Origin of the sequence: Sphingomonas sp. BAUL-RG-20F-R05-02 (assembly GCF_022662305.1) — a bacterium.
Classification (GTDB): domain Bacteria; phylum Pseudomonadota; class Alphaproteobacteria; order Sphingomonadales; family Sphingomonadaceae; genus Sphingomonas.
Genome location: NZ_JAKNQH010000001.1, coordinates 420,999 through 447,065, shown reverse-complemented (window position 1 = coordinate 447,065; position 26,067 = coordinate 420,999). Strand labels below are relative to the sequence as shown.

Below are 26,067 nucleotides of genomic sequence, written 5' to 3'. Positions count from 1 at the left end.
CGAACTGGCGAACTAGGAAGGTTGGATGATGATCGAGCGACTGCTAACCATCATGGCTCGCCTGCGCGACCCTGCGCTCGGTTGTGAATGGGACCGCGCGCAGACCTTCGCCTCGATAGCGCCGTACACGATCGAGGAAGCTTACGAAGTCGCCGACGCATGTGAGCGCGGCGATATGGCGGAGTTGCGCGATGAGCTTGGAGATCTGTTGCTCCAGGTCGTGTTCCATAGCCGCATGGCCGAAGAAGCCGGGCATTTCGCATTTGCCGATGTCGTCACGTCGATCAGCGATAAGATGGAACGGCGTCACCCTCATATCTTCGGCGATGCGGCGAATGGCGGCGATCACCTTTGGGAACAGATCAAGGCTGACGAGCGCGCTGCCAAGGCGTCGTCAGGCGCGCTCGATGGCGTGGCGATCGGCCTGCCCGCGCTGCTCCGCGCGGAAAAGTTGCAAAAGCGCGCGGCGCGGGTCGGCTTCGACTGGCCTGATGCAAGCGGCCCGCGTGCAAAGATCGACGAAGAGCTGTCCGAAGTGGCCCGCGCAACAACGCACACCGAACGCGCGGAAGAGATCGGCGATCTCCTGTTTGCAGTGGTTAACTGGGCAAAGCACCTCGGCGTCGATGCGGAAGCCGCCCTGCGCGCTGGGAACGCGAAGTTCGAGCGACGCTTTCGCACAATGGAAGCACTCGACCCCGCGATGGCATCACGAGATCTCGACGCGCAGGAGGAACTGTGGCGTCAAGCCAAGTCCGCTGAAAAGCAAGACCAAGCTTGATCGACGTACGCCGTTCCGTCTCAGCTTCGCGTCAGAAAGCGTTCGTAGTCGCTAGGTGACATTCTGACATCGTACACCGCGTGGTCGCTATCCACATCCTGACCAAGCACTTCGCCGTGCGCGTGCAGCCACGCCGCGCCAGCGCCATCGGCAGCGTCGAGCGTGATCGAGTAACGGCGATGGCCCTGCGTCAGCAGTGCACCAATCGTTGCGACGAGCGTATCGACCCCTTCCCCGCTTAACGCGGAAATCGCCACCACATCATCACGCCGCGAAGCCTCCGCAAGCATATCGTCATGTGCCTCGCTTTCGAGCAGATCGAGCTTGTTCCATGCCTCAATCCGCGGCGTGGTGTCCGCTACACCTAAATCACGCAAAACCTCCTCGACGTCGGCTCGCTGCGCCTGCGTGTCGGGGTGGGCGATGTCGCGAACGTGAATGAGCAGATCGGCCGACACGACCTCTTCGAGCGTCGCCTTGAAGGCGGCAACGAGCTGGGTGGGCAGTTCCGAAACGAACCCAACGGTGTCCGACAGGATTGCCTTGTCGATCCCGGGCAGGGAAATCTGCCGCAAGGTCGGATCAAGGGTGGCGAACAACAGATCCTCCGCCATGACATGCGCACCGGTGAGCCGATTGAACAGTGTCGACTTTCCGGCATTGGTATAGCCGACCAGCGCGATCACGGGCCACGGGGCGCGCTGGCGCCGTTCACGGTGTAGACCGCGGGTGCGGCTGACGGACTCAAGTTCCTTGCGGAGCCGCGCCATACGGTCACGGATCAGGCGGCGATCCGCTTCGATCTGGGTTTCGCCCGGACCGCCCAGGAAGCCGAAACCGCCACGTTGCCGCTCCAGGTGGGTCCAGCTACGCACCAGCCGGCCAGCCTGATAATCGAGATGAGCAAGTTCAACCTGCAACCGACCCTCGGCCGTTGCTGCACGTTCGCCGAAGATCTCCAGGATCAATCCGGTGCGGTCGATCACCTTGGCTTCGAGCGCCGTTTCCAGGTTGCGTTGCTGAACCGGCGTGAGCGCGGCATCGAAGACAACCAGGCCCGCTTCCTCCATACGCACCGACGCAGCGAGCTGTTCGACCTGCCCGCTACCAATCAGTGTCGCCGGTTTAGGCGCGCGCACCCGCAGCGGCACCTTTTCCACTACCGTCACGCCAATTGCGGCGGCAAGTCCGGAGGTCTCTTCCAGCCGCGCCTCGGCATCCCGTGCCGAGGCGCCATGATCCGGATACACGACGATTGCGCGCGCACCGCGGGCAAATTCATCACGGTCGCGCTCGAAACCTGTCGTCAACGTCTTGCTCTCATTCTTCGTCAATATCCGCCTGTTCGTCGGCGAGGTTCAAGGGATGCGCCGGCTGGATAGTGGACACCGCATGTTTGTAGACAAGCTGGGACATGCCATCACGCTGAAGCAACATGCAGAACAGATCGAACGCCGCGATATGTCCCTGCAACATCACGCCGTTGACCAGGAACATGGTCACGTTGTCGTTCGATTTTCGCACTGCGTTCAGGAAGATTTCTTGCAACAACGGCGCCTTACGCTGCGCTTCTCCCACGGCGTTGATGATCGCGGCGATATCGACCGCGCTCGACGGCATGATCGTGGAGATAGCGTGCTTGTAGATCAACTGGGATTGACCATCACGACGCAACAGCACGGAGAAATTGTCGAACCACGTCACGATGCCTTGCAGCTTGACGCCCTTGACGAGAAACATCGTCACCGGCGTCTTGGAGCGGCGGAGCGCGTTGAGGAAAAGGTCCTGGAGGGAAGCTTGTTTGTCGGCCATCGGTCGATCCTTTGTTCTTGGCGGGTTTTTTCCCGCAGCGCGCCATTTACGGCGTCGGTTGTGCGATTGTCGCGGCGCTAATCTAGGTACGATTGGCGATTTCGTCCACTATTCGTCGCGACCTTCCGTGATACCGAGCAACTTCAATTTGCGGTGCAATGCGGAACGCTCCATGCCGATGAAGTTCGCGGTGCGCGAGATGTTACCCGAGAACCGCTTGATCTGCACCCGGAGATACTCACGCTCGAACGTCTCCCGAGCCTCTCGCAGCGGTGAGCCCATGATCGCCGTTCCGCCGCTGCCCAATTCGCCGGGGTCGCCCAGCACCTCGCTCGGCAGCATGTCGAGATCGATACGACCGATCCGATCGCCTGGTGCCATGATGATGACACGTTCGACGATGTTGCGGAGTTGCCGGACGTTGCCGGGCCACTCGTAGGATTGCAGCGCGACCATCGCATCCGGCGCGATCTCCGGCGTCGGCACCCGCCGGTCTGCGGCGTAATGTGCGACGAAGTGGGAGATCAACGCCGGGATGTCCTCGCGGCGTTCGGCCAGCGCCGGGATCTGTACCGGCACGACGTTGAGCCGGTAGTAGAGATCCTCGCGAAAACGCCCTTCGGATATCTCATGGGCGAGATCGCGCGCCGTTGCCGACACGACCCGGACATCGACCTTGACGATGCGCGTGCCGCCGACGCGCGTGAAGCTCTGGTCCGTCAGCACGCGGAGTATGCGCGCCTGTGTGGCGATCGGCATGTCGGCGATCTCGTCGAGGAACAACGTCCCGCCATGCGCTTGTTCCAGCAGGCCGGAACGGACGAGATCACCCCCCTCCTCCACGCCGAACAATTCCTCATCGACCCGCTCGGGCGTCATGCGCGCGGCGTTGACGATGACGAAGGGTGCATCGACACGCTGGCTCCAGCCGTGGAGCAACCGCGCGGCGATCTCCTTGCCGACACCCGCCGCGCCCATCACCAACACGCGGCTGCCGGTCGCGGCGACCCGCTTGAGCGTCGCGCGGACCGCATTGATCGCGGCAGAGTTGCCGGTAAGGTCGGCATCCCGGGCGGCCACGGCGCGAAGCGAAGCGACCTCCCGGCGCAAGCGCTCGGTTTCGGTCGCGCGCGCAACCATCAGCAACAGCCGCTCGGCTTCGAAAGGTTTCTCGATGAAGTCGGCCGCACCCCGGCGGATCGCAGCGACCGCAGTGTCGAGATTGCCATGGCCGGAGATCATCAACACCGGGATGGTAGAGTCGCGACGCTTGATCTCGTCGAGCAGATCCAGCCCGTCTAGCCGCGAACCGTGCAACCACACGTCGAGCAACACCAGCGAGGGACGACGCATCGAGATCGCCTCCAGCGCTCCGTCGCTGTTCGCGGCACTACGGGTGCCGTAGCCCTCGTCTTCCAGCACGCCCGCCACCAGATCGCGGATGTCATGCTCGTCGTCGACGATGAGGATATCGAGTGCCATGTTCTATGTCCGGTTCTGAGAAAGTTCGGGCGCATGCTGGTCGGTCACGGGCGCGTTCCCCTGATCGAGAGCGGCGAGCGCACTGGTGTCGAAGCGAATGGCTACGCACGTGCCGCCACCGGGATTGTCGGTGAAGGTGATCGTGCCGAAATGCTCCTCGACGATCTTGGTAACAATCGCGAGCCCAAGGCCGGTGCCGCGCGCGCGCGTCGTGACATAGGGTTCGACGATGCGGTCGCGGTTCGCCGGCAGACCGACGCCAGTGTCGCGCACGACGATCGTGGCCGACACGCTATCGTTCGAAAGCGTCATCGAGACTGCACCCTCAGTGGATTCTCCCTTCGCTTCGATCGCTTCGACCGCGTTCTTGACGATATTGGTCAGCGCCTGGCTGATCTGGCGCCGGTCACATATCAACGCCGGACCGGGTTCGTCATACTGAAGCACGAAGCGGATCTGCGGATGTGCGACTTCGTGCAGGAACAAGGTCTGTCGCGCGAGGTCGAGCAGGGACTCGCGGCGGAACATCGGCTTCGGCATGCGCGCGAACGACGAAAACTCATCGACCATCCGCCGCAGATCACCGACCTGGCGAACGATCGTATCGGTCAGCCGCGCGAATGTACCGTCGTCGGCGACGATCTGCTTACCATAGCGGCGCTGGAGCCGCTCGGCGGCGAGCTGAATCGGGGTCAGCGGGTTCTTGATCTCGTGTGCGATCCGCCGGGCGACATCCGACCATGCAGCCCGCCGCTGGTCCAGCAATTGCCCGGTGATATCATCAAACGTCAGGATCGGGCCTTCGGCGGCGCGGGTGATCTTCACTGCCAGGGTCTTGGCCTCACCGCCGGCGTCGACCTCGACGATCGCTTCACGGTCCTCGCTGGCGATCAGCGCACCCAGTTCTGGCGCTATCAACGAAAGCTGCCGACCGACCGGGTTACCGTCACCGGTCTTCAGCAAAGTTGCAGCCGATCGGTTGATCAATCGGATCATCCCGTCACGCCCGATCGAAATAACCCCGGCGGTGACACCAGACAGCACCGCCTCGATCAGCGCGCGGCGGCTTTCAAGCGCGCTGGTTTGCTCCTGCAGACGGCTGGTCATCTGGTTGAACGCGTTGGAAAGCGTGCCGACTTCATCGCGCTCCTCGCGTTCCGGAACGCGCGCGGTAAGGTCGCCATCCGCGATCAGGCGGGCGGCGCCGACCAGTTCGTCGATCGGGCGCACCAGTCGATCGGCCACGGCCAGCGCGATCCACACCGCGACGCCCACGATCAGCAAGGCGACAGCGAACAGGGCTGCGTTGAACAGGAGCTGCAGCTTGCGCGCCCGTGACTGAATGTCACGATAGTCCTTCAACACATCCTCGGCAGCGACGTGCTGCCGGTTGAGAAATTCGGCATTGGCTACCGTGCCGACGTAAAGATACAGGTCATCTGACCCCGGCAGCGGTGTGATGACCCACACCATGTCCTTGGCGAGATCAGCATAGGCGCGGTGCTGCCGCTTTACGATCTCAAGGATCGCGCGGTCGGCACGCCGGCTGAGCACAGACAGATCGGGTATCGCAACCACGGAGATCGGCTCGATGGACCCATTAGGCATCGCGCGAAATACCGCTGCCTGACTGAGGCTGCGCGTATATGCCTGGGTCAGAAGGAAGGTCGGGAAACTACGGGAATCGATCGGGATCTGTGCCGATTGACCAGCGATGTCGGCCGCCATCGCACGACCTTCATCCGACCAGCGCGTGATGATCTGACGCTGCGAATCTCGGACCATGTTCATGGATGCTTCGAACGAACTGCGCGCGCGGTCCGACACCCAGAATTCTATGCCTGATTGGAACATGAAGGATGCCGCAATCACCGTCAGAACGATGGGAATGCTGGCGAGCAGCGAAAAGATCGCGACCAACCGGACGTGAAGCTGTCCCCCGCCGGCGACGGCAGACCGTTGCGCGCGATGGCGGGCGATCCGCCGTCCGAACAGGATAATGACCGCGACAAGCGGCAGCAGATTCGCGAGCAATAAAAATGCGCTGAGCGCCGGCGGCACCATGCGTTCGGCAACCGCATGTGAGCGGACGACCAAATATGTCGCCAGCGCGATGGCCACCGTCGTGCCCAGCGCGGCAACCTCAACCGCGGCAGTCGGCCCTGGAACACGAAGCCTATGCCGGCTTGAACTTGGTTCGACGCGCGTCACCATCGTGTTAAAGGTACAACGTTACCGTTGCAAAGAAAACACACTAAACGTTCATGTCAGCCGGTCACCGGCTCGGCTCGCCGTCGCTGCACTAGCCGATGCCAAGTGTATCAAGCCGCTTGCGCAGAGTATTGCGATTGATCCCCAACGCGCGTGCCGCCCGCAACTGGTTGTTGCCATGCCGTTCCAGCAGCGCCTCAATCAGAGGTCGTTCCACTTCACCGATGATGCGGTCGTACAGCGAACCGTCATCGAGTGCGGCAGGCTCCTCGACGGCGAGACGTTCGAGTCGTGCGCGGATCGCGGCGGCGATACCGGGATCAACCTCTTCGGGCGTGATCGCCGAATAGGCGCCGCCGAGCAGTACGCGCACCTCTCCCGAGCCGATCATGTCATCACGGCTCAGCACTGCCATGCGGCGCATCATGTTCTCGAGTTCCCGAACGTTGCCGGGCCAATCGTGACTCTCCAGCACGGCTACTGCGTGCGGGTCGAGTTGCTTACGCGGCAAACCGCTTTCGGCAGCGCGATCGAGGAAGTGGCGGGCCAGCAAGGCAATGTCCTGCCGCCGGGCACGCAACGCGGGCAAAGTCACCGGAACGACGTTGAGCCGGTAGAATAGATCTTCGCGGAACTGCCCGTTCGCCACGAGTTGCGACAGATCACGATTGGTCGCCGCCACGATCCGAACGTCGGCGCGGATCGTGCGCGCGCCGCCGACCGTGGTGAACTCGCCGGACTGCAGCACGCGCAACAAGCGGGTCTGCGCCTCCATCGGCATGTCACCGATCTCATCCAGGAACAACGTCCCGCCCGCCGCCTGCTCGAACCTTCCGGCCGAACGCGCCTGTGCACCAGTAAACGCACCGCGTTCATGTCCGAACAGTTCCGCCTCGATCAGTTCGCGCGGGATCGCGGCCATGTTGATCGCGATGAACGGCGATCGGCGGCGGGGCCCGAGATCATGGATCGCACGGGCGACGAGTTCCTTGCCAGTGCCGGACTCTCCTGACACCAGGACGGTAAGATCGTTGGAGACCACGCGGGCGATGACACGATAGACATCCTGCATCGCCGGGGAACGGCCGATCAGCGGCAACGCGCGATCTTCCTCACCGATCGGCTCGATCACGCCGCCGGAACCCCGCGCGAGCGCGCTTTGAACGGCAGCCGCGAGCGTATCAATATCGAACGGTTTGGGCAGATAGTCGAACGCACCAACCTCGGTGGAGCGCACGGCCGTCGTCAATGTGTTCTGCGCGGACAGCACGATCACCGGCAGGCCGGGATGTTCGACCAGCAAGCGCTCTACCATATCGAGGCCGTTGCCGTCGGGTAGCACCACGTCCGTGATAAGGACGTCGGGCATGCCGGACGCCATCCGCATCTCCATCTCCGCGAGCGTGGCGGCGGTGGTCAGGCGGTGGCCGTCGCGTTGGAGTGCATGGACGACAACCGTGCGGATCGCGTTGTCATCATCGACGACGAGGATGTTGCCGGCTCTGGTCACGCGGAACCTCTGGGAAGCAGGATACGAAAAACGGTGGAGAGCGGCGACCCCTCGCGTGCATATTGGACGATGCCGCCCATGTCGCGCACCAGCTTGTCAACCAGAGACAGGCCAAGCCCCTGCCCCTCCGGCTTTCCGGAGATGAACGGGTCGAAAAGGTGATCGGCAATTTCCTCCGGCGCGCCCGGGCCATTGTCGATCACGCATACCTCGATCGGTAGCGGCCGGCGTGGGCGGCCCGGTGACGGACTGACTGCCATTCCATGTCGATAGGCGGTGGACAGCAGAATGCGGGGATTTGTGACTGCGGTCAGCGCCTCGCAGCCGTTCTTGAGGAGGTTCAGCACAACTTGCAGCAGTGCGTCGGGATCGACCAGCACCGGCGGCAGCGACGGATCGAACCGTTCCTCGATCGTGACATCGCGACCGAACCCCGCGAGCGCCACGCGTCGGGCATGGTCGAGCAGTGGGTAGATGTTGGACGGCTCAATGTTAAGCGGTCGCGTGTCGGTAAAGTCCTGCATCCGATCGATTAGCGCGGCGATGCGATCGACCTCGGTGGTGATAAGCGTCGTCAACTGATTGTCGGTTCTTGGCCCCGCCAGCAATTGCGCGGCGCCCCGTATGCCCGACAAGGGATTCTTGATCTCGTGCGCGAGCATCGCCGCGGCGCCGATTGCGGCGCGGGCGGCAGACGCGCGATCCGACGAATGCCCCAACCGTCGCGACCCGGCGACGTGATGCAAAGTGATGGTTCGCCAGCCCGGCCAGTCTGTTACCGCAGCTTCGATGTAATCGAGACGGATTCGGCCGCCGCGCCGCAAGTCGATTTCGGTATCAAAGGCGGCGAACAACCGATCATCGCGGTTATCGGGTGCGCGTGGCGCATCAAGCACACTACCCAGCGTCTGACCGCGCATGAGCCGTTCGGACAGGTTCAGCAACGTCTCGCATTCAGCGTTGGCGTAGGTGATCCGAAACTCAGGATCGACCACGATCACCGCAACGGGAAGCGTTGCGAACAACTCGGCGAAGCTCGGCCCCGCCTCCATCATCATGACGTCATGCCGCCGCGCGGCTCCGATACGGCGCATAGAATTCGGCCAGCATCGCCTTGACCTGATTGGGATCGGCGATCTGGTTGGTCTTGTTGCGGAACTCGGCCGATCCATGCAGCCCACGCGTGTACCAGCCGATGTGCTTGCGCATCATGTTGACGCCGGTCTCGTTGCCATAATGCTCCAGCATCGACTCATAATGCGCTGCAATCAGGCTATATTGCTCGTCCAGCGTAGGATCGGCAACCCGGCGGCCGGAGCGGAACCACTCCATCACCTGACCGAGCAGCCACGGCCGCCCGTACGCTCCACGCCCGATCATGATGCCATCCGCTCCGGACTGATCGAGCGCCGCCTCGGCATCCTCGATCGAACAGATGTCGCCATTGGCGATGACCGGCACGCGCACCGCGTCCTTGACCTTGCGGATGAACGCCCAGTCGGCGCTGCCCTTGTACATCTGGTTGCGGGTGCGGCCGTGCACGGTGATCAGTTTCACCCCGAGATCCTCGGCGATATGGGCGAGTTCCGGCGCGTTGAGACTGGAATGATCCCAACCCATCCGCATCTTCAACGTGACCGGCACCTTCACCGCATCGACCACGCCTCTGACGATCGCGGCAGCGCTGACGAGATCGCGCATCAGCGCCGATCCGGCATCGCCGCTGGTCACCTTGCGCACCGGGCAGCCCATGTTGATGTCGATGATCGCGGCGCCACGGTCCTCCGATAGCTTGGCGGCCTCGCCCATCTCATGGGGCGTACAGCCGACAAGCTGCATCGACACCGGGTCTTCGATCGGATGCCATGCCGCCTTCTGCAACGACTGGCGCGTTTCGCGGATCGCCGCTTGGCTCGCCACCATCTCGGTGACGTTGAGCCCGGAGCCGTAGCGCCGCACGATCGTGCGGAACGGCATGTCGGTCACGCCCGTCATCGGCGCCAGGATCACCGGCTGCGAAATCGTGACGGGGCCGATCTGGATGGGTGCGAGGGTACGCGCGATCACTGTGGGTCTGCCTGAAAAACAGGCAGTCTATATGCGAAGGGCGCCGATGCGGCAAGGTTGGCAGTCGCGGCGGCTTGGGCTAGGCGCTGGCATCATGTCGTCACCCAAAACATACGCGATCATCGTAGCCGCCGGGCAGGGCCTGCGCAGCGGCAGCGCGCTTCCCAAACAGTTCGCCCCGCTCGCCGGCAAACCGCTGCTCGCGCACAGCCACGCCGCGTTTGCCGCGCATCCCGCCATCGCGGGTGTGCTGGTGGTGATCGGTGCCGGTCAGGAGGCTTTGCTCGCCGAGACTCTCGGTGACGTGCCGTTCGTCATTGGGGGCATGACCCGCCGCGACTCGGTTTGCAACGGCTTGCAGGCGCTCGCCGCCGAAGCGCCAGATCGCGTGCTGATCCATGATGCCGCCCGTCCGTTCCTCTCGGCGGACGTGATCGACCGGCTGCTCGCCGCGCTCGACTCGGATGTCGCTGCGATTCCCGCGCTTGCCGTCGCCGACACGCTGGTGCGCCACGACGGCACGCTCGGCGAGACGGTCTCGCGCGACCACCTTTACCGGGTGCAGACGCCGCAAGCGTTCCGCTTCGCCGAGGTGCTGGCCGCACACCGCGACTGGCCCGAGCATGCGGAAGCGACCGACGACGCGCAGATGGTCCCGCGATCCGGCTATAATGTCTCCATCGTCCAAGGCGACCCGATGCTCGAGAAGATCACCCACCCGTCCGATTTCGCCGCCGCCGAAGCGCGCCATGCCGCCACCCTGCGCGTGCGTACCGCCACCGGCTATGACGTTCATCGCCTCGTCGAGGGCGAGGAGCTGTGGCTGGGCGGGTTGTTGATCCCGCACGACAAGGGGCTTTCGGGCCATAGCGATGCCGACGTCGCGCTCCACGCGGTCACCGACGCGTTGCTGGGTACGATCGCGGATGGCGATATCGGCATGCACTTCCCGCCGAGCGATCCGCAGTGGCGTGGCGCGAACTCGGCGCAGTTCCTCCAGCATGCCGCCACGCTGATCGCGCGCCGCGGTGGGATCATCGACTTCATCGACCTTACCATCATCTGCGAGGCCCCCAAGATCGGCCCCCACCGCGAGGGTATGCGCGCCCGTATCGCCGATCTGCTGCAGGTGGCTCCCGGTCAGATCAGCGTCAAGGCGACCACGACCGAACGGCTCGGCTTCACCGGTCGTGGCGAGGGCATCGCAGCGCAGGCGGTGGCGACGATCAGGATCGCGGCATGATGAGAACCCGGCGTCTTCTCGCGGTCGCCGCTGCCGCGTGCGCACTTGCCTCAAACGCTGTGGCCCAGCCGCTTCGTGCACGCGCTTGCGTGACTGCGCCCGAGGCGGAATCGCTGCTCATCACCGTCATCCCCGATGCGCTGGAGGAGGTGGGCCGCACTTGTGCGACGCAGCTGCCCCCTACCGCGCTGTTGCGCTCGCCCGGGCGGGCGTTTGGCGACAATTACCGCGCGCTTGCCGATGCGAATTGGCCGAATACCAGACGGGCGTTGGCCAAAATCCTGCCGCCCGAAGCAACGCCGATGCTCGATAACGATCTCGCCCGGCTGATGCTGATCTCGCTTGCCGGGCCGATCGTTGCGCAGCAGGTGACGCCGGCCGATTGCGGCCCGGCCAACCGGTTTCTCACCATGATCGCGCCGTTGCCGCCCAAGAACGCGGTCGGTGCGATCGTTGCGGCGATGCAGATCGCGGCAACCGACCGCAAGAACGGCGTCAAGCCAGCCGCCATCCCAATTTGTCCGTTCGGAGCCCAGTGACGATGCTGACCATCCTGCCTGCCGAACTCGTCGCCGCCGCCCAGAAGGCGGTCGATACCAACCTGGCGGCCGGCCGCACGATTTGCGTCGCGGAAAGCTGCACCGGTGGCCTCGTCGCGGCCGCGATTACCGAAATCCCGGGTTCGTCCGCCATGTTCGAACGCGGCTACATCACGTATTCCAACGACGCGAAGGTCGACACGCTCAACGTCAGCCCGGATGTGCTCGATACGTTCGGCGCGGTTTCGATCGCGACTGCGTGGAGCATGGCGCAGGGTGCGCTCGAGGCAAGCGGCGCGGATATCGCCGTGGCGATCACCGGCGTCGCAGGCCCCGATGGCGGCACCGAGAAGAAACCGGTCGGCACTGTCGTCTTCGCGCGCGCCGAGCGAGGGGCAGACCCCCAGCACGTCGTCGCGGATCGTAAGCAGTTCGGCGACATCGGTCGCGGCGGCATCCGCCTTCAGGCGGCGTTATGCGCGCTTGAATTGTTGCTGCCGTCTGCAACAGAGCGGGACGAGGCCCCGTAAAGCAGGGCGGCGCGTTCCTCGAATGCGCCGATCATCTTGCGGAGCGCAACACCGAACACCTGCCCAGCCAACATCTCGAACACGCGATTCTTGAACGCAAAATCGACCGTGAAATCGACCGCGCAACCAGTGCCCTCCGGGCGGAAAACCCAATCGTTACGCAGATATTTCAGCGGTCCGTCGACATAATCGACATGCACCCGGTTTGGCCGTTCCTTATCGATCTTCGAGGTGAACGTCTCGCGCAGGCCCTTGAAGCCGACGATCATGTCGGCAACCATCTGCGTATCGGTGTTCGACCGCACCCGCATCGCGGATACCCACGGCAGGAACTCCGGGTAGCGCGCCACGTCGGCGACGAGGTCGAACATCTGCTCCGGCGTATACGGCAGGCGGCGCGTTTCGTGATGCTTAGGCAAAGTGTGCTACCCCGGCCATCACACCCGCACCATCGCCAGCTTTGCCTCCCGCGCGGCACGCAGGCGGGCAAAGTCATCGCCAGCGTGATAGCTCGACCGCGTCAACGGCGAGGATGCGACCAGCAGGAAGCCCTTCGCGCGTGCGATCTGCGCATAGGCGTCGAACGCCTTGGGGGTCACGAAATCGATCACCTTGGCATGGCGCGGCGTCGGCTGGAGATACTGCCCCATCGTCAGAAAATCGATGTCGGCGGAGCGCATGTCGTCCATCACCTGATGCACCTCCAGCCGCTCCTCACCCAGCCCGAGCATGACCCCGGACTTGGTAAAGATCGACGGGTCGTGCCGCTTCACGCTCTCCAGCAGTCGCAGCGACGCGTAGTAGCGCGCACCGGGGCGGATTGTCGGATAAAGGCGCGGCACCGTTTCCAGGTTGTGGTTGTACACGTCCGGCCGCGCGGTCACGATCGACTCAACCGCAGCCTGCGTCTTATTGCGGAAATCAGGTGTCAGGATCTCGATCGTTGTCGTCGGCGTGGTGCGGCGTAGCGCCTCGATCACCTTCACGAATTGCGACGCGCCGCCATCCGGCAGATCGTCACGATCGACGGAGGTGATAACGATATGTTCCAGCCCAAGTTCGGCGGCGGCATCGGCGGTGTGTTGCGGCTCCAGCTTGTCGACCGCGCGCGGCATGCCGGTCTTCACGTTGCAGAACGCGCAGGCCCGCGTGCAGGTGTCGCCCAAGATCATCACCGTGGCGTGCTTCTTGGTCCAGCACTCGCCGATGTTCGGGCAAGCCGCTTCCTCACACACCGTATTGAGGCCGAGCCGCCGCATCAGCCCCTTGGTTTCGTTATACACCGCACCCATCGGTGCCTTCACCCGAATCCAGTCCGGTTTGCGCTGTCGTCCTTCGGGGCGCGGCTCGGCAGGCGTCAGGGCAGGATGGGCGATCGGCGTAATGTCGTTCATGTGGGTCAAATAGCGATCAAGGCGGCTCCCCACAACTGCCGGGCGCATCATCGCGCTTGCGCTTGTCGGAAGCGCGGGTTTGCCGTTAGGAACCGCCCATCACTGCGCCTGGAGAGCAAGCATGAGCGGTTTCGACGATCTGATCGACGGGTATCAGCGGTTCCGCGTGGTGGATTGGACACGGCAGCGCGCGCGCTGGGCCGAACTGCGCGAGGGCCAGGCGCCGCGCGTGCTGGTGATCGCCTGTTCGGATAGCCGGGTCGATCCTTCGCAGATTTTCGACACCTCACCCGGTGAGATTTTCGTGGTTCGCAACGTTGCCAATCTTGTCCCGCCATTCGAACACGACGGTTCGCGCCACGGCGTCTCGGCCGCACTGGAATTCGCGGTGACGCAACTCAACGTCACCGATGTGGTGGTGATGGGTCACGGCTCCTGCGGTGGCGTGAAGGCGGCCCTCACCCATGCTTTCGAGGGCAAGGAACCCGGCGAAGGGGGCTTCATCGCACACTGGGTCGACATGCTGGACGAGGCGCGCGACCGGATCGTCGCCCAGCACGGCACCGGCCCGGAGGCAATCCGCGCGCTCGAGCTGGAGACGGTCCGTGTCAGCCTTGCCAACCTGCGCACCTTCCCCTTCATCCCCGAGCGCGAGGCGGCGGGCACGCTAAAGCTGCGCGGCGCCTATTTCGCCATCGCCGACGGGGTGTTGCACGTCATGGATGACGAGGGCACATTCGCCCCCGCCTGAGGATCGCCGCAGGGTAGCGGGTCCGATTGCCGATGATCAGGCCGGGTCGGCCTGCGCCATGCTCGCTTGTGAAACGGTGATGTGGCGCGGCTTGCCTTCACTTTGGGCAATGGCCGGGATCGGCGCCGCGGATAGATCTGCGTTGCCGCGATGCACCCGCACGCCGCCCACACCGCTGTCCGCCATGGCCGGGGGCGCTGTTATCGCAGGGGTGGGTGTGTCATCGCCCATGCTGCGGTGGATCGTCACCGAACCGACCACCTGGATTCCGCCATTCACGGCGCTCGACGGGGCAAAACCGCTGGTGTCGGTCGCGGCTAACAACGGGGTGATGTCGCCAGGCAGACTCTCGCTCCCCGAATAAGTCTGGCGGAACGCCAGCGCATTCTCCATCGCACCGCGCCAGCGGTAGAAGATATGCGCGCCGACCGAGGCGACCTGTTTCATGCTGCCCGCCCACCATGGCGACACGTAATTGGCGTGGTAGAACGTCGCCGAACCGACCGGAGCGTAGACCAACCCGGCCAGTGCGCCCATCGCAACCGCGCGCGCGCGGGCCCAGGCGCGTGACTCGATCGGCCGGTTGAGCGAACCATCGCAGGTGAAGCTGAACTGGCAACCGGTACGGCGGCTCGACCCCTGATATACGACGCCGCAGATGCTGCGCGGAAACGCGCGATCCCGCACACGGTTGAGCACGACCTGCGCAACGGCGCGTTCGCCCTCGTCACCTTCCGATCGCGCCTCGTAATAGACCGCCGCAGTCAGGCAATCGAGCGCGCGGGTGGCATCGTCGGCGGTCTGTGCCTGCGCGAAGAACGCAGGCGCGGCCTGATCCTCGAACGCGGTCGCGTCCTCCTTCATCGAGGCGTGGATCACATCCCCCGGCACGTTAAGCGCGAGCCGCTTGAGCAGATCGGGCGCTCGGACGATCGGCGGGATGTCCATCACCACCTGCATCCGCGGCGCGCGCGTGCAGGATGGCGCGAGCAGGATCGCCGGCAGCATCAGCAGCAGACACGACAACAAGGAAAAGCGGCGCCAGTTCATCCGGCACACGCTTAGCGTGAAAGGTTTAGGCTCCGGTTAAGGACACTCGCCCTTCAGCGCGGCCCGCGCGACTTTCTCAACCTCCGGGTCGAGCACCGGCGGGGTCATGTCCACGTTTGCCTCCAGCGCGTCCGCAATCAGCGTGAGAGCGACAATCCGCGCGGATTTCTTGCGATTACCGTCCACGACGTGCCAAGGCGCCACGCGTGTATCGGTGCGGCAGAACATGTCGTGCATCGCGTCGAGATACGCGTCACGCTTGGCACGGTTGCGATAATCGTCCAGCCCGGTCTTCCAGCGTTTCCAAGGATGGTCGAGCCGGGCCGCGAGCCGCTTGTCCTGCGTTTTCTGGCTGGTGTGGACGAACAGCTTTACGATCGTCGTGCCCGATTCGACCTGCTGCGCCTCGAATGCGTTGATTTCGTCATAACCACGCTTCCAGTCGTCCTTGGAAGCATAACCTTCGACACGTTCGACCAGCACGCGACCATACCAGCTGCGATCGAACACGGCGATGTCGCCATTGGCAGGCAGCCGCTGCCAGAAGCGCCACAGAAAGTGCCGGTCACGTTCCGCTTCGGTCGGTGCCTTGATCGGCCAGACCTCGAAATTGCGCGGGTCCCATTCGCCGGTCAGCCGCTGAATGATGCCGCCCTTGCCCGCCGCGTCCCAGCCCTCGAACAGCACGATCGCGCGCTTGCCGTGGATGATATGCGCGACCTGGATGTGCGCGAGCCGCTTTTGCAGTTTGGTGATGGCGTGCTCGTAATCGCCGGCGAAATCCGCACCGGATTCGTAATCTTTGAGATCGATGGTCATCACCGCTCAATCCCGCCGCGCCGGAACAGTTCCGGCGCGGCGGCCAAAGCGTTACTTCGTGCCCGGACCGTCCAGCTTGATGTGCAATTCCTTCAACTGCTTGGGGCTGGCGAAGTTCGGCGCACCCATCATGAGGTCCTCCGCCTTCTGCGTCATCGGGAAGGTGATGACCTCGCGGATGTTCGGCTCGTCCGCCAGCAGCATGACGATGCGATCGACGCCCGGCGCGGAGCCGCCGTGCGGCGGCGCGCCGCACTTGAACGCGTTGATCATGCCCGCGAAGTTCGTATCGACCTCGGCCTGCGTATAGCCGGCGATCTCGAACGCCTTATACATGATCTCGGGCTTGTGGTTCCGGATCGCGCCCGACGACAGCTCCACCCCGTTGCAGACGATATCGTACTGGTAGGCGAGGATATCGAGCGGGTCCTTGGTTTCCAAAGCCTCCATCTCGCCCTGAGGCATCGAGAACGGGTTGTGGCTGAAGTCGACCTTCTTGAGGTCCTCGTCATATTCGAACATCGGGAAATCAACGATCCAGCAGAACTCGAACCTTTTGTCGTCGATCAGCCCGAGCGTCTCCGCCACGCGGGTGCGGGCGAGGCCGGCGAGCTTGGCGGCCTGAGCCTCCTTGCCGGCGGCGAAGAACATGCCATCATCCGGGCCGAGGCCGAGTGCGTCGGCCATCTCGCTCATCTTCGCCTCGCCGTGGTTCTTGGCGATCGGGCCACCCCATTCGCCGCCCTTTCGGGTGGCGTAGCCAAGCCCGGCAAAACCTTCGCCCTGCGCCCAACTGTTCATATCGTCGAAGAATTTGCGGCTCTTGTCCGCCGTGCCCGGTGCCGGGATCGCCCGCACCACGTCACCCGCTTCCACAATCGACGCAAACCGGCCGAACCCCGAACCGACGAACTGCGCCGACACATCCGAGATCAGGATCGGATTGCGCAGGTCGGGTTTGTCGTTGCCGTACTTGAGCATCGATTCGCGGTACGGAATGCGCTTGAACGGCAGCGGCGAGACGGTGCGCCCCTTGCCCTGCCAGTCTGCGAACTGTTCGAAAACCCCGTGCAGCACCGGCTCGATCGCGGCGAACACGTCGTCCTGCGTGACGAAGCTCATCTCGAAATCGAGCTGGTAGAACTCGCCCGGCGAACGATCGGCGCGGGCATCCTCGTCGCGGAAGCACGGCGCGATCTGGAAATAGCGGTCGAACCCGGCCACCATCAGCAACTGCTTGAACATCTGCGGCGCCTGCGGCAGCGCGTAGAACTTGCCCGGGTGGACCCGGCTCGGCACCAGATAGTCGCGCGCGCCTTCGGGGCTGCTCGCGGTCAGGATCGGCGTCTGGAACTCGGTGAAGCCCTGCCCGATCATGCGCTGGCGCAGCGACGAGATCACCTGCGAACGCAGCAGGATGTTGGCGTGCAGCCGCTCGCGGCGCAGATCGAGGAAGCGATAACGCAGGCGAATGTCCTCGGGATATTCGTTCTCGCTCGCCACCGGCATCGGCAGTTCATGCGCGACCGACTGCACCACCGCGGAGGTGGCGCGCACCTCGATCGCGCCGGTCGGCAGGTTGGGGTTCACCGCCTCGCCCGCACGCGCTACCACGGTGCCGGTGATCGTCACCACGCTCTCGCTACGCAGGCTTTCGATCACATCGAACACCGCGCCGCTCACATCGGTGACGATCTGGGTGATGCCGTAATGGTCGCGTAAGTCGACGAAGACGAGATCGCCGTGGTCGCGCTTCTTGTGGACCCAGCCCGACAGGCGGACTTCCTGGCCGACGTGTTCGGCGCGAAGTTCGGCGCAAGTGTGCGTGCGATAGGCGTGCATGTGCTGTCTCTACGGTCTGCGCCCCGGCCAAGCGGAGCGTTGGGAATATGGTCGCGCACCTCCCTTTACGACACGCCTTTGTCAAGGCGCGCATCCCTCGCTAAGGGGTGAAGATGCATATCCATCCGCTCATTACCGACAGCGCCACGCTCGCCAATCTCTGCACCCGCCTCGCCGAAGCCGACTTCGTCTGCGTAGATACAGAGTTCATGCGCGAGAACACCTTCTGGCCGGAACTCTGCCTGATCCAGATCGCCGACGAGAACGAGGCGGCGGCGATCGATCCGTTGGCGCCCGGTCTCGACATGACGCCGCTGCTCGATCTGATGGTCAATAACGAGGATGTGCTGAAGGTCTTCCACGCCGGCGGGCAGGATCTCGAGATCGTCTACAACCTCACCGGCAAGACCCCCTACCCGCTGTTCGACACCCAGGTCGCGGCGATGGCGCTCGGCCAGGGCGAGCAGATCGGCTATTCCAATCTGGTCGACGCGTATCTCGGCATCAGCGTCGACAAGGGCGCGCGCTTCACCGACTGGAGCCGCCGCCCGCTGGATGCCCGGCAGATCGAATATGCGATCGGCGACGTGACGCATCTCGCCAAGATCTTCCCCAAGATGCTTCAGCGCCTGCGCAAGACCGGGCGCGGCGCGTGGCTCGACATCGAGATGGAGCGAATCGGCGATCCCGCCAATTACGCCAACGATCCCGATACTGCATGGCGGCGCATTCGCGTGCCGAGTCGCAAGGCGGACATCCTCGGCCGCCTCAAGGCCTTGGCGCGCTGGCGCGAGTTGGAAGCGCAGGGTAAGAACCTGCCGCGCGGCCGCATCGTCAAGGACGAGACGATCGCCGACATTGCCGGCCACCCGCCGCGCAAACAGGCCGATCTCGCCAAGGTGCGTGGCCTGTCGCCGACCTGGGCGACCAACGACATCGGTAGCCGGATGATGGCCGCGCTGGAGAACGCCGAACCGATGGCGGCGGAGGAAATGCCCGCGCGCGACGATCGCAAGCCCGGTCTTGGCAAGGACGGGGCCTTGGTGGCGGACCTGCTCAAGTTGCTGCTCAAGATTCGGTCGCGCGATATCGACGTCGCGGCGCGGCTGCTCGCGCGCGGTGACGATCTCGACGCGCTTGCCGCCGGGCAGCGCGAGGGGCTGTCGATCCTCGAAGGCTGGCGATTCGACCAGTTCGGCCGCGATGCGCTCGATCTGGTCGAGGGCCGGCTCGCGTTCGCAGTGGTGAACGGCAAGCTCAAGATGACCCGTACCGAGGCCGTCGTCACCGAGTAACGGCGGCGGGCCTCAGGTCGAGAAGATCGCCTTGCGACCGAGTGCCGTCGCCAGTGCGGCATGCCGCCGCTCCACCGCCTCGCTATACAGCGCGCGGTCCGCGGCGGGCATCGTCAGCACCGCCGCTCCGTTCTCATCGCTGAGTCGGGTGCGCCGCAACGGCCCCTCCAGCCCGCCGCTCAGCCGCTGGCCGAGCCGCATCGCCAGTCCCCAACCGATCGCGCGCTTCAGCTCGGCGGGGGGTGCCAGTGCGCCGACCGGTGCCGGTGCCTCCATCCCCCCGCCGAGGCTGGTGAACAGCGCCTGCGCCATCAGCGCCCGCCCGCGTGCATCAATGCCGACCCAATTGCCGTGCAGCGCGATCTCGACACCGCGCTCTGCCCGAAAATCGGGGTTGGCGCGCCAGCCGACATCGGCGAGCAGAGACGCCGCCAACCGGAGCCGCGCCATTGCCGGCGCATCGGTCACGAACAGCGGCGCGATCCACCGGTCCAACAAATCGCCATGTTCGGCGAAACGCCCATGCCGCCTGCCCTCGTCGCGCGCCGCCACGATCAGCGGATCGAGTGCGCGTGTCTCGGCATCCAGCGCCTGATAGAGCAACCCCTCGCGCAAGCCATAAGCAGAGACAATCGTACGCTCGCAGCCCAGTTGCTTGAGCAAAATCGCCAATAACGACGTCGCATTGCCGAGCGACCCCGCCCGCCCCGATTGCAGCCCCGGCACGGCGCGCAGCCAGCCCTTGTTGACCTGTGCGATAGTCCGTCCCATCCGCGTGATCGACGCGCGGGGCATGGCATATTGGTGGATCACCGGGAGCGGATATTCGCCAAGGTGCATGTCGAGCCGCGCCATCGATCGCCACGAGCCTCCGACCAAATACAGCGGCAGCCCCTTGCCACGCCCGGCCCAGCCGGCATCCTTGAGGAGTTTCGTGACGCGCCGTTGCAACGCGCCCGGCCCCTCGCCCCGAATTGCCGCGACACGCAACACACCGAGCGGGAAAGAAACCCGGTCCTGCACCGCACCACCGCGTACGCGGATCAGTTCGAGGCTGCCTCCGCCAAGATCGCCGACGATGCCGTTGGCATCGGGAATGCCCGACAGCACGCCATAGCCCGCGCCGACCGCCTCCTCCTCGCCCGACAGCAACTCCACCGTCAGTCCCGCCGCCTTGGCCATCGCCAGCAACGCCTTGCCGTTGCTGGCATCGCGCACCGCCGCCGTCGCGACGGTGCGAAGCTGATCGACCTCCATCTCGCGGGCGACGGCGGCGAAGCGGTCCAGCGCATCCTCCGCCATGCGCAACGACGATGGCGAGATCGCGCCGGTATCGGCAAGGCCGCGCCCCAGCCCGGCCATCACCTTTTCGTTAAACAGGATCGCCGGCAACCGCGCCGGTCCCTGATAGACGACAAGTCGGATCGAATTCGAACCGATGTCGATGATCGCGGTGCGCGGCTCGAGCGCGACCGGCGTTTTACCGAACAACGCCATGTTCAGCGGTTACGTCGCAGCGACAGCTTGGGCACCGCATCGCTCGCGGTCAGCGCCGTACCGCGTCCGGACAGCGACGGATTGGTCATGAAGTAACGATGCAGGTTGAACGGCCGGTCGCCCGGTTCGTCGCGCACATAGCTGCCGTCACTCTGCAATTCCCAGCTCTGTTCGTTGTCGATCAGGTTCGCCACCATCACCTGGTCGAGGACCTGCCGGTGCACCGTCGCATTCTCGATCGGCAGCATATATTCGACGCGCCGGTCGAAATTGCGCTGCATCCAGTCGGCGGAGGAGATGAACACCTTGGCGGTGTCGCTCGGCAGTTCGGCACCGTTGCCGAAACACCAGATCCGGCTGTGTTCGAGGAACCGGCCGACTACCGACTTCACGCGGATATTCTCCGACATGCCCGGCACACCCGGCCTGAGGCAGCAGATGCCGCGGATGATGAGGTCGATCATCACACCGGCGTTACTGGCCTCGTACAGCTTCTCGATCACCTGCGGATCGACTACCGAGTTCATCTTCGCCCAGATCGCGGCGGGTTTGCCGCCCAGCGCGTTGGCGATCTCCGAATCGATCAGCGCCATCAGGCGCGGGCGCAGGTCACGCGGGGAAAGGCTCATCTTCGCCATGCCGGTCGGCTCGATATACCCGGTGACGTAGTTGAACATCTGTGCGGCATCGCGGCCGATCTCGGGATCGGCGGTGAAAAAGCTCAGGTCGGTATAGATGCGCGCGGTGATCGGGTGATAATTGCCGGTGCCGAAGTGGCAATAGGTGCGGTATTGCCCGGCCTCGCGGCGTACGACCATAGAAACCTTGGCGTGCGTCTTCCAGTCGATGAAGCCGTACACCACCTGCACGCCGGCCCGCTCGAGCGCGGACGCCCACAGCAGGTTCTGCTCCTCGTCAAAGCGCGCCTTCAACTCGACCACAGCGGTTACCGACTTGCCCGCTTCGGCGGCGGTGATGAGCGCATTGATAACGGCGGGCTGCTTGCCCGCGCGGTATAGCGTCTGTTTGATCGCCACCACGTCCGGGTCGTTTGCCGCCTGCTTCAGAAAGGCGAGCACCACCTCGAACGTCTCATACGGATGGTGGACGATGATGTCCTTGCTGCTGATCGCCGCAAAGCAATCGCCGCCGAACTCACGGATCCGCTCCGGGAAGCGCGGCGAGAATGGCGGGAACTTGAGATCGGGCCGATCCTCATCGACAATCGCGCTGAGATCTCCGACGCCGAGAAACGCGCCGCTCTCGGTGACAAAGGCATTGGTCCCGCCCAGCTCCTCGCGCAGCACCGCGCCCAGCGCCTCGGGCATACCGCTTTCCAGCTCGAGCCGGATCACGCGCCCGCGCCGCCGCCGCTTGATCGCATTGGCGAAGTAGCGGACGAGATCCTCGGCATCCTCCTCGATCTCGATATCGCTGTCGCGCAGCACGCGGAACTCCGCGCCGCCGAGCACATGATAGCCCGGGAAGATCAGCGGCGCGAACCGCTTGACCAGCGATTCGACCGCGACGTAGCGCACCGTCTCGCCCGGCACGCGCAGGAAGCGCGGCATCGGCGCGGGCAGCATCACCAGCTCGCGAATCGGCTGATCGTCCGACTGGCGCACCAGATCGAACATCACCGCCAGCCCCTGGTTGGAGATGAACGGAAAGGGATGCGCGGGGTCGAGCGCCTGCGGGGTGAGGATCGGGAAGATCTGTTCGCGGAACTGCGTTTCCAGCCAGCGGAGTTCCTCGGCTGTGAGCGATTCGTCGATCGTGCGCGAGGTGAGAATTTCAATGCCGGTCTCGGCCAGCAAACCGCGCAGTTCGCGCCACACGGTGCGCTGGCGTTCGATCAGCTCGTCCGCCTCCCCAACGATCGCTGCAAGTTGCTGGCTGCTGTTGAGGCCATCGGCGGAGAGCCGGTCGACATCCTGCAACTGCTGGCCCTTCAGCCCGGCGACGCGCACCATGAAGAACTCATCGAGGTTCGATCCCGAGATCGACAGGAAGCGCAACCGTTCCAGCAGCGGATGCGCCGGGTTGCGCGCTTCCTCCAGCACGCGGCGGTTGAATGCCATCCACGACAGCTCGCGGTTGAACAGCCGGTCGGTGCCCTCGGTGGGGGCGAACGGATCCTCGTCATTGTCGAGACGGGCGAGATGCGCTGGTCTGTTCATCAGAATCCTGCCAGTTCGTGTTGCAAACCGTCGATCAGACCAGCGTCGGTCAGGGTGGCGCGCGCCAGCGGGATCGACAGGCGCTTGCGGCTTTCCAGCACCGCTTCATCGAGCACATCCACCGTGCGCAACAACGCCACGTGAGTCCGTTCGATCCGCTTGGCGAGCCACTCGATCAGGTCAGGCCGCGCGTCGAGACCGCGCCGGAAGAACTGCCGCTCCAGCACCGCGCGCATCAGCGCCTCGTCGGGCGCACCGATTCGCACGGTCGGGCTGGCGGCCAGTCGCGAGCGCAGATCGGGCAGCCGGATCGTCCATTCCGGCGGGGCTGCATAGGCTACGATCACCACCGGCAGGCGGGTTTCCTGCGCGCGGTTCCACGCGTGGAAGATGTCGGCCTCGCCCTGCTGCTCGGCATCGTCCACCAGTTGTCCGCCCGTCTTCGCGGCGAAGATCCGCGCGAGCAGGCTGCGCCCCGATTTGCGCGGGCCAGTGATGACCACTGCCGCTACCGGCCAGCTGGTCCATTGCTCGAGTTGCTGAACGGCGCGCTGGTTCGATTCGGTTACGAGAAACTCATCGTCATGCGGGTCCGCCGGCCATTCGAACGGCAAAGCCAGTTGTGCGCTCACCCCGGGTTACCGTCGGTTGCGCCGGCACGGCGGATGCGGACGGTCGTGCCGCTGCCGCTCACCGTCCAGCCCTTTGCTTCAAGCTCGGCGCGAAACAGCGCAGGGTCCGCATCGAACGCGACACGCATCACCGAAACGCCGCCGAGCGCGAGGCTGGTAGTGACTGCGCTGCGCACGCCGGCAAGGCTCCGCAGCGATGCCTCGGTTGCGGTAACGGCGGCGGCGCCCGGCGTATCGACCTGTACGGTGATCGTGACGGTGGCGGTATCGCTCGGCGCGATCGTGATCGGCGCGGTACCGGAGACGACCGGCAGATCGGTCGGCGTCTCGGTCGGCGTAGGCGTGGGAGTCGGCGTCGCGCGGACCGGCGGCACGTAAGCAAGGCTCGAATCGGGTTGCAGGCCGCCGCTGCGCAATTCCGCCTGGTAGGCCGCGTCGATCCGCTTCACGCCCTCGTCGAGCAGCAGCGGCAAGGCATCGGCATTGCCGACCCGCAACGTGAAATGCGTAATAAGGTGATTGTCCGGCCCATGACGCGCCTGGAACGCACCGATGATCGGCCCGCCCGGCCATTGCCGCGACAGCCGCACGATCGGCACCAGCACGTCGTTCGAGCCATATTGGTCGAGCACGGTGCGCCACCACGCCCGCCCCGGCCGCGTCGTCTGGCCGAGGTTGAGCAGCAGCGAATCACTGCCGGTGCCGCTTGGCCGCACGTAATCGATCGCGCTGTTGCCGGTGCGGAACCGGCCCCATGCCTGCACCCACGGGTTATCCTGCTCGAACGCGATCGCAGCGCCGCCCGAATAGGCGATCGGGATCGTCAGCATCGAGGTGGAGCGTTGCTCCTGATCCGCCACGCCGAGCAGCGCGCCCGCCCGCGCGCGACTGAACAGCACACCGAGGCGGCCGATATAACGGTTCGGCCCGATCTCCTCCTTCTCGATGATGATGCCGGACACCATCGAATCGAGCGTCCCGTCGGACACGCTGCCCACACTCGCGCCGAGCCGCTGTGCCAGCATCTGCCAGCCCTTGCGCTGCGCCAGCCGCCAGCCGGCATAACGCGCGGCCTCGGCGTTGCCCGCGCTCACGTCGACACGGATGCCGCCGACCTCGTAACTGCCCGACCCGTCGCCGATCGCACCGGAGGAGGCGGGCACGGGCGCCGAGGCATCCTGGGCAAGCAGCAGCCCACCGCTGGCGACACAGGTCGCGGCGATGAGCAACTGGAACGGGCGGGAAAGGCGCGAGGGCATGTCGGCGCCCTTTTGGCGAAGCAGGCGTGGAAATCCAAGCAGGATATGTCTACTCGGCGTTCATGAGCGACAAACCTTACACCTATGCGCAGGCCGGCGTCTCGATCGAGGCCGGAAATGCGCTCGTCCGCGCGATCGCGCCACTGGCGAAAGCCACCCGTCGTCCGGGCGCGGATGCGGACCTTGGCGGCTTCGGCGGTTTCTTCGATTTGAAGGCGGCGGGCTTCGTCGATCCGCTGCTGGTCGCCGCCAACGACGGCGTCGGCACCAAGCTGAAACTGGCGATCGAGCATGACCGCCACGACGGCGTTGGCATCGACCTCGTCGCGATGTGCGCCAACGACCTGATCGTTCAGGGCGCGGAGCCGCTGTTCTTCCTCGACTATTATGCGACTGGCAAACTTGAGGCCGGCGTCGCCGAACGCGTCGTCGCATCGATCGCGGACGGATGCCTACAGGCCGGCTGCGCGTTGATCGGTGGTGAAACCGCCGAGATGCCGGGCATGTACGCAGCCGGCGATTACGATCTCGCCGGCTTCTGCGTGGGTGCGGTCGAGCGCGATCGGGTGCTGACCGGGCGCGAGATCTCGGCTGGAGACGTGGTGCTCGGCCTCGCCTCCTCGGGTGTACACTCCAACGGCTTCTCGCTGGTGCGCCGCCTCGCCGCCGACAAAGGCTGGAAGCTGGACCGTCCCGCGCTGTTCGACATGGATACGCTGCTGATCGACGCGCTGATGGCGCCGACCCGCATCTACGTGAAGAGCCTGCTGCCCGCACTCCGCGTCGGGCGCATCAAGGGGCTGGCGCACATTACCGGTGGCGGCCTGCTCGAAAACATTCCGCGCGTGCTGCCCGATGGGACGCACGCGATGATCCATGCCGACGATTGGGAACAGTCGCGATTGATGGCGTTCCTGCAAGCACAAGGTGGCATTGAACCCGGCGAAATGGCACGCACCTTCAACTGCGGCGTCGGCATGGCGGTGGTGGTCGCCGCCGATGCGGTGGCCGACGTGACCGCGATGCTGGAAGGCGCGGGCGAAACCGTGCTGCGCATTGGTGAGATCGTCGCTGGCGAACGGGGCTGCACGGTCAGCGGCCGGATCGAAACGTGGAGCGCGCGGGAAGCGTGGTCGGCGACGCACAATGCCTGAGGGGAAGAGTCCCGGTGGC

General features: G+C 64.7%; 23 protein-coding genes. 7 read left to right on the top strand and 16 right to left on the bottom strand.

Annotated elements, in window-relative coordinates; genetic code table 11:
• The first annotated feature begins 28 nt into the window (after positions 1-28).
• On the top strand, positions 29-781 hold the full coding sequence (mazG, locus tag L8F97_RS02095; RefSeq protein ID WP_242146338.1) for a nucleoside triphosphate pyrophosphohydrolase: 753 nt from the start codon (positions 29-31) through the stop codon (positions 779-781).
• Between the two features lie 20 nt (positions 782-801).
• On the opposite strand, the gene hflX is transcribed toward mazG, so the two are convergent.
• From hflX to dusB, 7 genes are all read right to left on the bottom strand, one after another.
• Positions 802-2,091 (bottom strand): GTPase HflX, encoded by a 1,290-nt coding sequence (hflX, locus tag L8F97_RS02090; protein WP_242146337.1) that lies wholly within the window; start codon positions 2,089-2,091, stop codon positions 802-804.
• Positions 2,092-2,101: 10 nt separating this feature from the next.
• Positions 2,102-2,686: an RNA chaperone Hfq gene (gene hfq, locus L8F97_RS02085; protein ID WP_313931900.1), complete on the bottom strand. Its 585-nt coding sequence runs from the start codon at positions 2,684-2,686 to the stop codon at positions 2,102-2,104.
• Positions 2,687-2,701: 15 nt separating this feature from the next.
• Positions 2,702-4,075, bottom strand: a complete 1,374-nt coding sequence (locus tag L8F97_RS02080; RefSeq protein ID WP_242146335.1) for a sigma-54-dependent transcriptional regulator — start codon at positions 4,073-4,075, stop codon at positions 2,702-2,704.
• 3 nt (positions 4,076-4,078) lie between these two features.
• The gene (locus L8F97_RS02075; protein WP_277924682.1) at positions 4,079-6,289 is read right to left on the bottom strand and encodes a sensor histidine kinase NtrY-like; all 2,211 of its coding nucleotides are present in this window, start codon (positions 6,287-6,289) and stop codon (positions 4,079-4,081) included.
• Between the two features lie 88 nt (positions 6,290-6,377).
• Positions 6,378-7,796 (bottom strand): nitrogen regulation protein NR(I), encoded by a 1,419-nt coding sequence (gene ntrC / locus L8F97_RS02070; RefSeq protein ID WP_242146333.1) that lies wholly within the window; start codon positions 7,794-7,796, stop codon positions 6,378-6,380.
• A complete protein-coding gene (locus L8F97_RS02065) occupies positions 7,793-8,890 on the bottom strand; it encodes a two-component system sensor histidine kinase NtrB (protein WP_242146332.1) in 1,098 nt (365 codons plus the stop codon). Before L8F97_RS02065 ends, ntrC begins: the two co-directional genes overlap by 4 nt.
• Positions 8,859-9,860 (bottom strand): tRNA dihydrouridine synthase DusB, encoded by a 1,002-nt coding sequence (gene dusB / locus L8F97_RS02060; RefSeq protein ID WP_242147099.1) that lies wholly within the window; start codon positions 9,858-9,860, stop codon positions 8,859-8,861. Before dusB ends, L8F97_RS02065 begins: the two co-directional genes overlap by 32 nt.
• 97 nt (positions 9,861-9,957) lie before the next feature.
• Between dusB and L8F97_RS02055 the strand changes: the two genes are divergently transcribed.
• From L8F97_RS02055 to L8F97_RS02045, 3 genes are all read left to right on the top strand, one after another.
• A complete protein-coding gene (locus tag L8F97_RS02055) occupies positions 9,958-11,106 on the top strand; it encodes a bifunctional 2-C-methyl-D-erythritol 4-phosphate cytidylyltransferase/2-C-methyl-D-erythritol 2,4-cyclodiphosphate synthase (RefSeq protein WP_242146331.1) in 1,149 nt (382 codons plus the stop codon).
• 89 nt (positions 11,107-11,195) lie between these two features.
• Complete coding sequence (locus L8F97_RS02050; protein ID WP_242146330.1) at positions 11,196-11,645, top strand: hypothetical protein; 450 nt, start codon at positions 11,196-11,198, stop codon at positions 11,643-11,645.
• 2 nt (positions 11,646-11,647) lie between these two features.
• Complete coding sequence (locus L8F97_RS02045; RefSeq protein ID WP_242147097.1) at positions 11,648-12,175, top strand: CinA family protein; 528 nt, start codon at positions 11,648-11,650, stop codon at positions 12,173-12,175.
• Here L8F97_RS02045 and L8F97_RS02040 read toward each other — a convergent pair.
• Complete coding sequence (locus L8F97_RS02040) at positions 12,109-12,594, bottom strand: type II toxin-antitoxin system RatA family toxin (protein ID WP_242146329.1); 486 nt, start codon at positions 12,592-12,594, stop codon at positions 12,109-12,111. The two genes, L8F97_RS02045 and L8F97_RS02040, sit on opposite strands and share 67 nt — an antisense overlap.
• Positions 12,595-12,612: 18 nt before the next feature.
• Positions 12,613-13,569: a lipoyl synthase gene (gene lipA, locus L8F97_RS02035; RefSeq protein WP_242146328.1), complete on the bottom strand. Its 957-nt coding sequence runs from the start codon at positions 13,567-13,569 to the stop codon at positions 12,613-12,615.
• 121 nt (positions 13,570-13,690) lie between these two features.
• On the opposite strand from lipA, the gene L8F97_RS02030 reads away from it, so the two are divergent.
• The gene (locus L8F97_RS02030) at positions 13,691-14,320 is read left to right on the top strand and encodes a carbonic anhydrase (protein ID WP_242146327.1); all 630 of its coding nucleotides are present in this window, start codon (positions 13,691-13,693) and stop codon (positions 14,318-14,320) included.
• Between the two features lie 36 nt (positions 14,321-14,356).
• Here the strand turns inward: L8F97_RS02030 and L8F97_RS02025 are convergent, their stop codons facing one another.
• From L8F97_RS02025 to aspS, 3 genes are read right to left on the bottom strand one after another with little or no spacing between them, the layout of a single operon-like run.
• Positions 14,357-15,370, bottom strand: coding sequence for a cell wall hydrolase (locus L8F97_RS02025; protein ID WP_242146326.1), 1,014 nt, complete (start codon positions 15,368-15,370; stop codon positions 14,357-14,359).
• Positions 15,371-15,406: 36 nt separating this feature from the next.
• Entirely contained in the window at positions 15,407-16,189 is a 783-nt protein-coding gene (locus L8F97_RS02020) for a polyphosphate kinase 2 family protein (protein ID WP_242146325.1), read from the bottom strand.
• A gap of 51 nt (positions 16,190-16,240) precedes the next feature.
• Positions 16,241-18,031: an aspartate--tRNA ligase gene (gene aspS / locus L8F97_RS02015; protein WP_242146324.1), complete on the bottom strand. Its 1,791-nt coding sequence runs from the start codon at positions 18,029-18,031 to the stop codon at positions 16,241-16,243.
• Between the two features lie 113 nt (positions 18,032-18,144).
• On the opposite strand from aspS, the gene rnd reads away from it, so the two are divergent.
• A complete protein-coding gene (gene rnd, locus L8F97_RS02010; RefSeq protein ID WP_242146323.1) occupies positions 18,145-19,326 on the top strand; it encodes a ribonuclease D in 1,182 nt (393 codons plus the stop codon).
• 12 nt (positions 19,327-19,338) lie between these two features.
• On the opposite strand, the gene L8F97_RS02005 is transcribed toward rnd, so the two are convergent.
• The 4 genes from L8F97_RS02005 to L8F97_RS01990 are packed head-to-tail and all read right to left on the bottom strand — an operon-like array spanning position 19,339 to position 24,894.
• Positions 19,339-20,823 carry a Ppx/GppA family phosphatase gene (locus L8F97_RS02005; protein WP_242146322.1) on the bottom strand — a complete coding sequence of 495 codons (1,485 nt, stop codon included), beginning with the start codon at positions 20,821-20,823 and terminating at the stop codon, positions 19,339-19,341.
• A 2-nt stretch (positions 20,824-20,825) separates the two neighbouring features.
• Positions 20,826-23,003: an RNA degradosome polyphosphate kinase gene (locus tag L8F97_RS02000; protein WP_242146321.1), complete on the bottom strand. Its 2,178-nt coding sequence runs from the start codon at positions 23,001-23,003 to the stop codon at positions 20,826-20,828.
• On the bottom strand, positions 23,003-23,635 hold the full coding sequence (locus L8F97_RS01995; RefSeq protein ID WP_242146320.1) for an HdaA/DnaA family protein: 633 nt from the start codon (positions 23,633-23,635) through the stop codon (positions 23,003-23,005). Before L8F97_RS01995 ends, L8F97_RS02000 begins: the two co-directional genes overlap by 1 nt.
• The gene (locus L8F97_RS01990; RefSeq protein ID WP_242146319.1) at positions 23,632-24,894 is read right to left on the bottom strand and encodes a heavy-metal-associated domain-containing protein; all 1,263 of its coding nucleotides are present in this window, start codon (positions 24,892-24,894) and stop codon (positions 23,632-23,634) included. Before L8F97_RS01990 ends, L8F97_RS01995 begins: the two co-directional genes overlap by 4 nt.
• Positions 24,895-24,956: 62 nt before the next feature.
• Between L8F97_RS01990 and purM the strand changes: the two genes are divergently transcribed.
• Positions 24,957-26,048 (top strand): phosphoribosylformylglycinamidine cyclo-ligase, encoded by a 1,092-nt coding sequence (purM, locus tag L8F97_RS01985; RefSeq protein ID WP_242146318.1) that lies wholly within the window; start codon positions 24,957-24,959, stop codon positions 26,046-26,048.
• Positions 26,049-26,067: the final 19 nt, after the last annotated feature.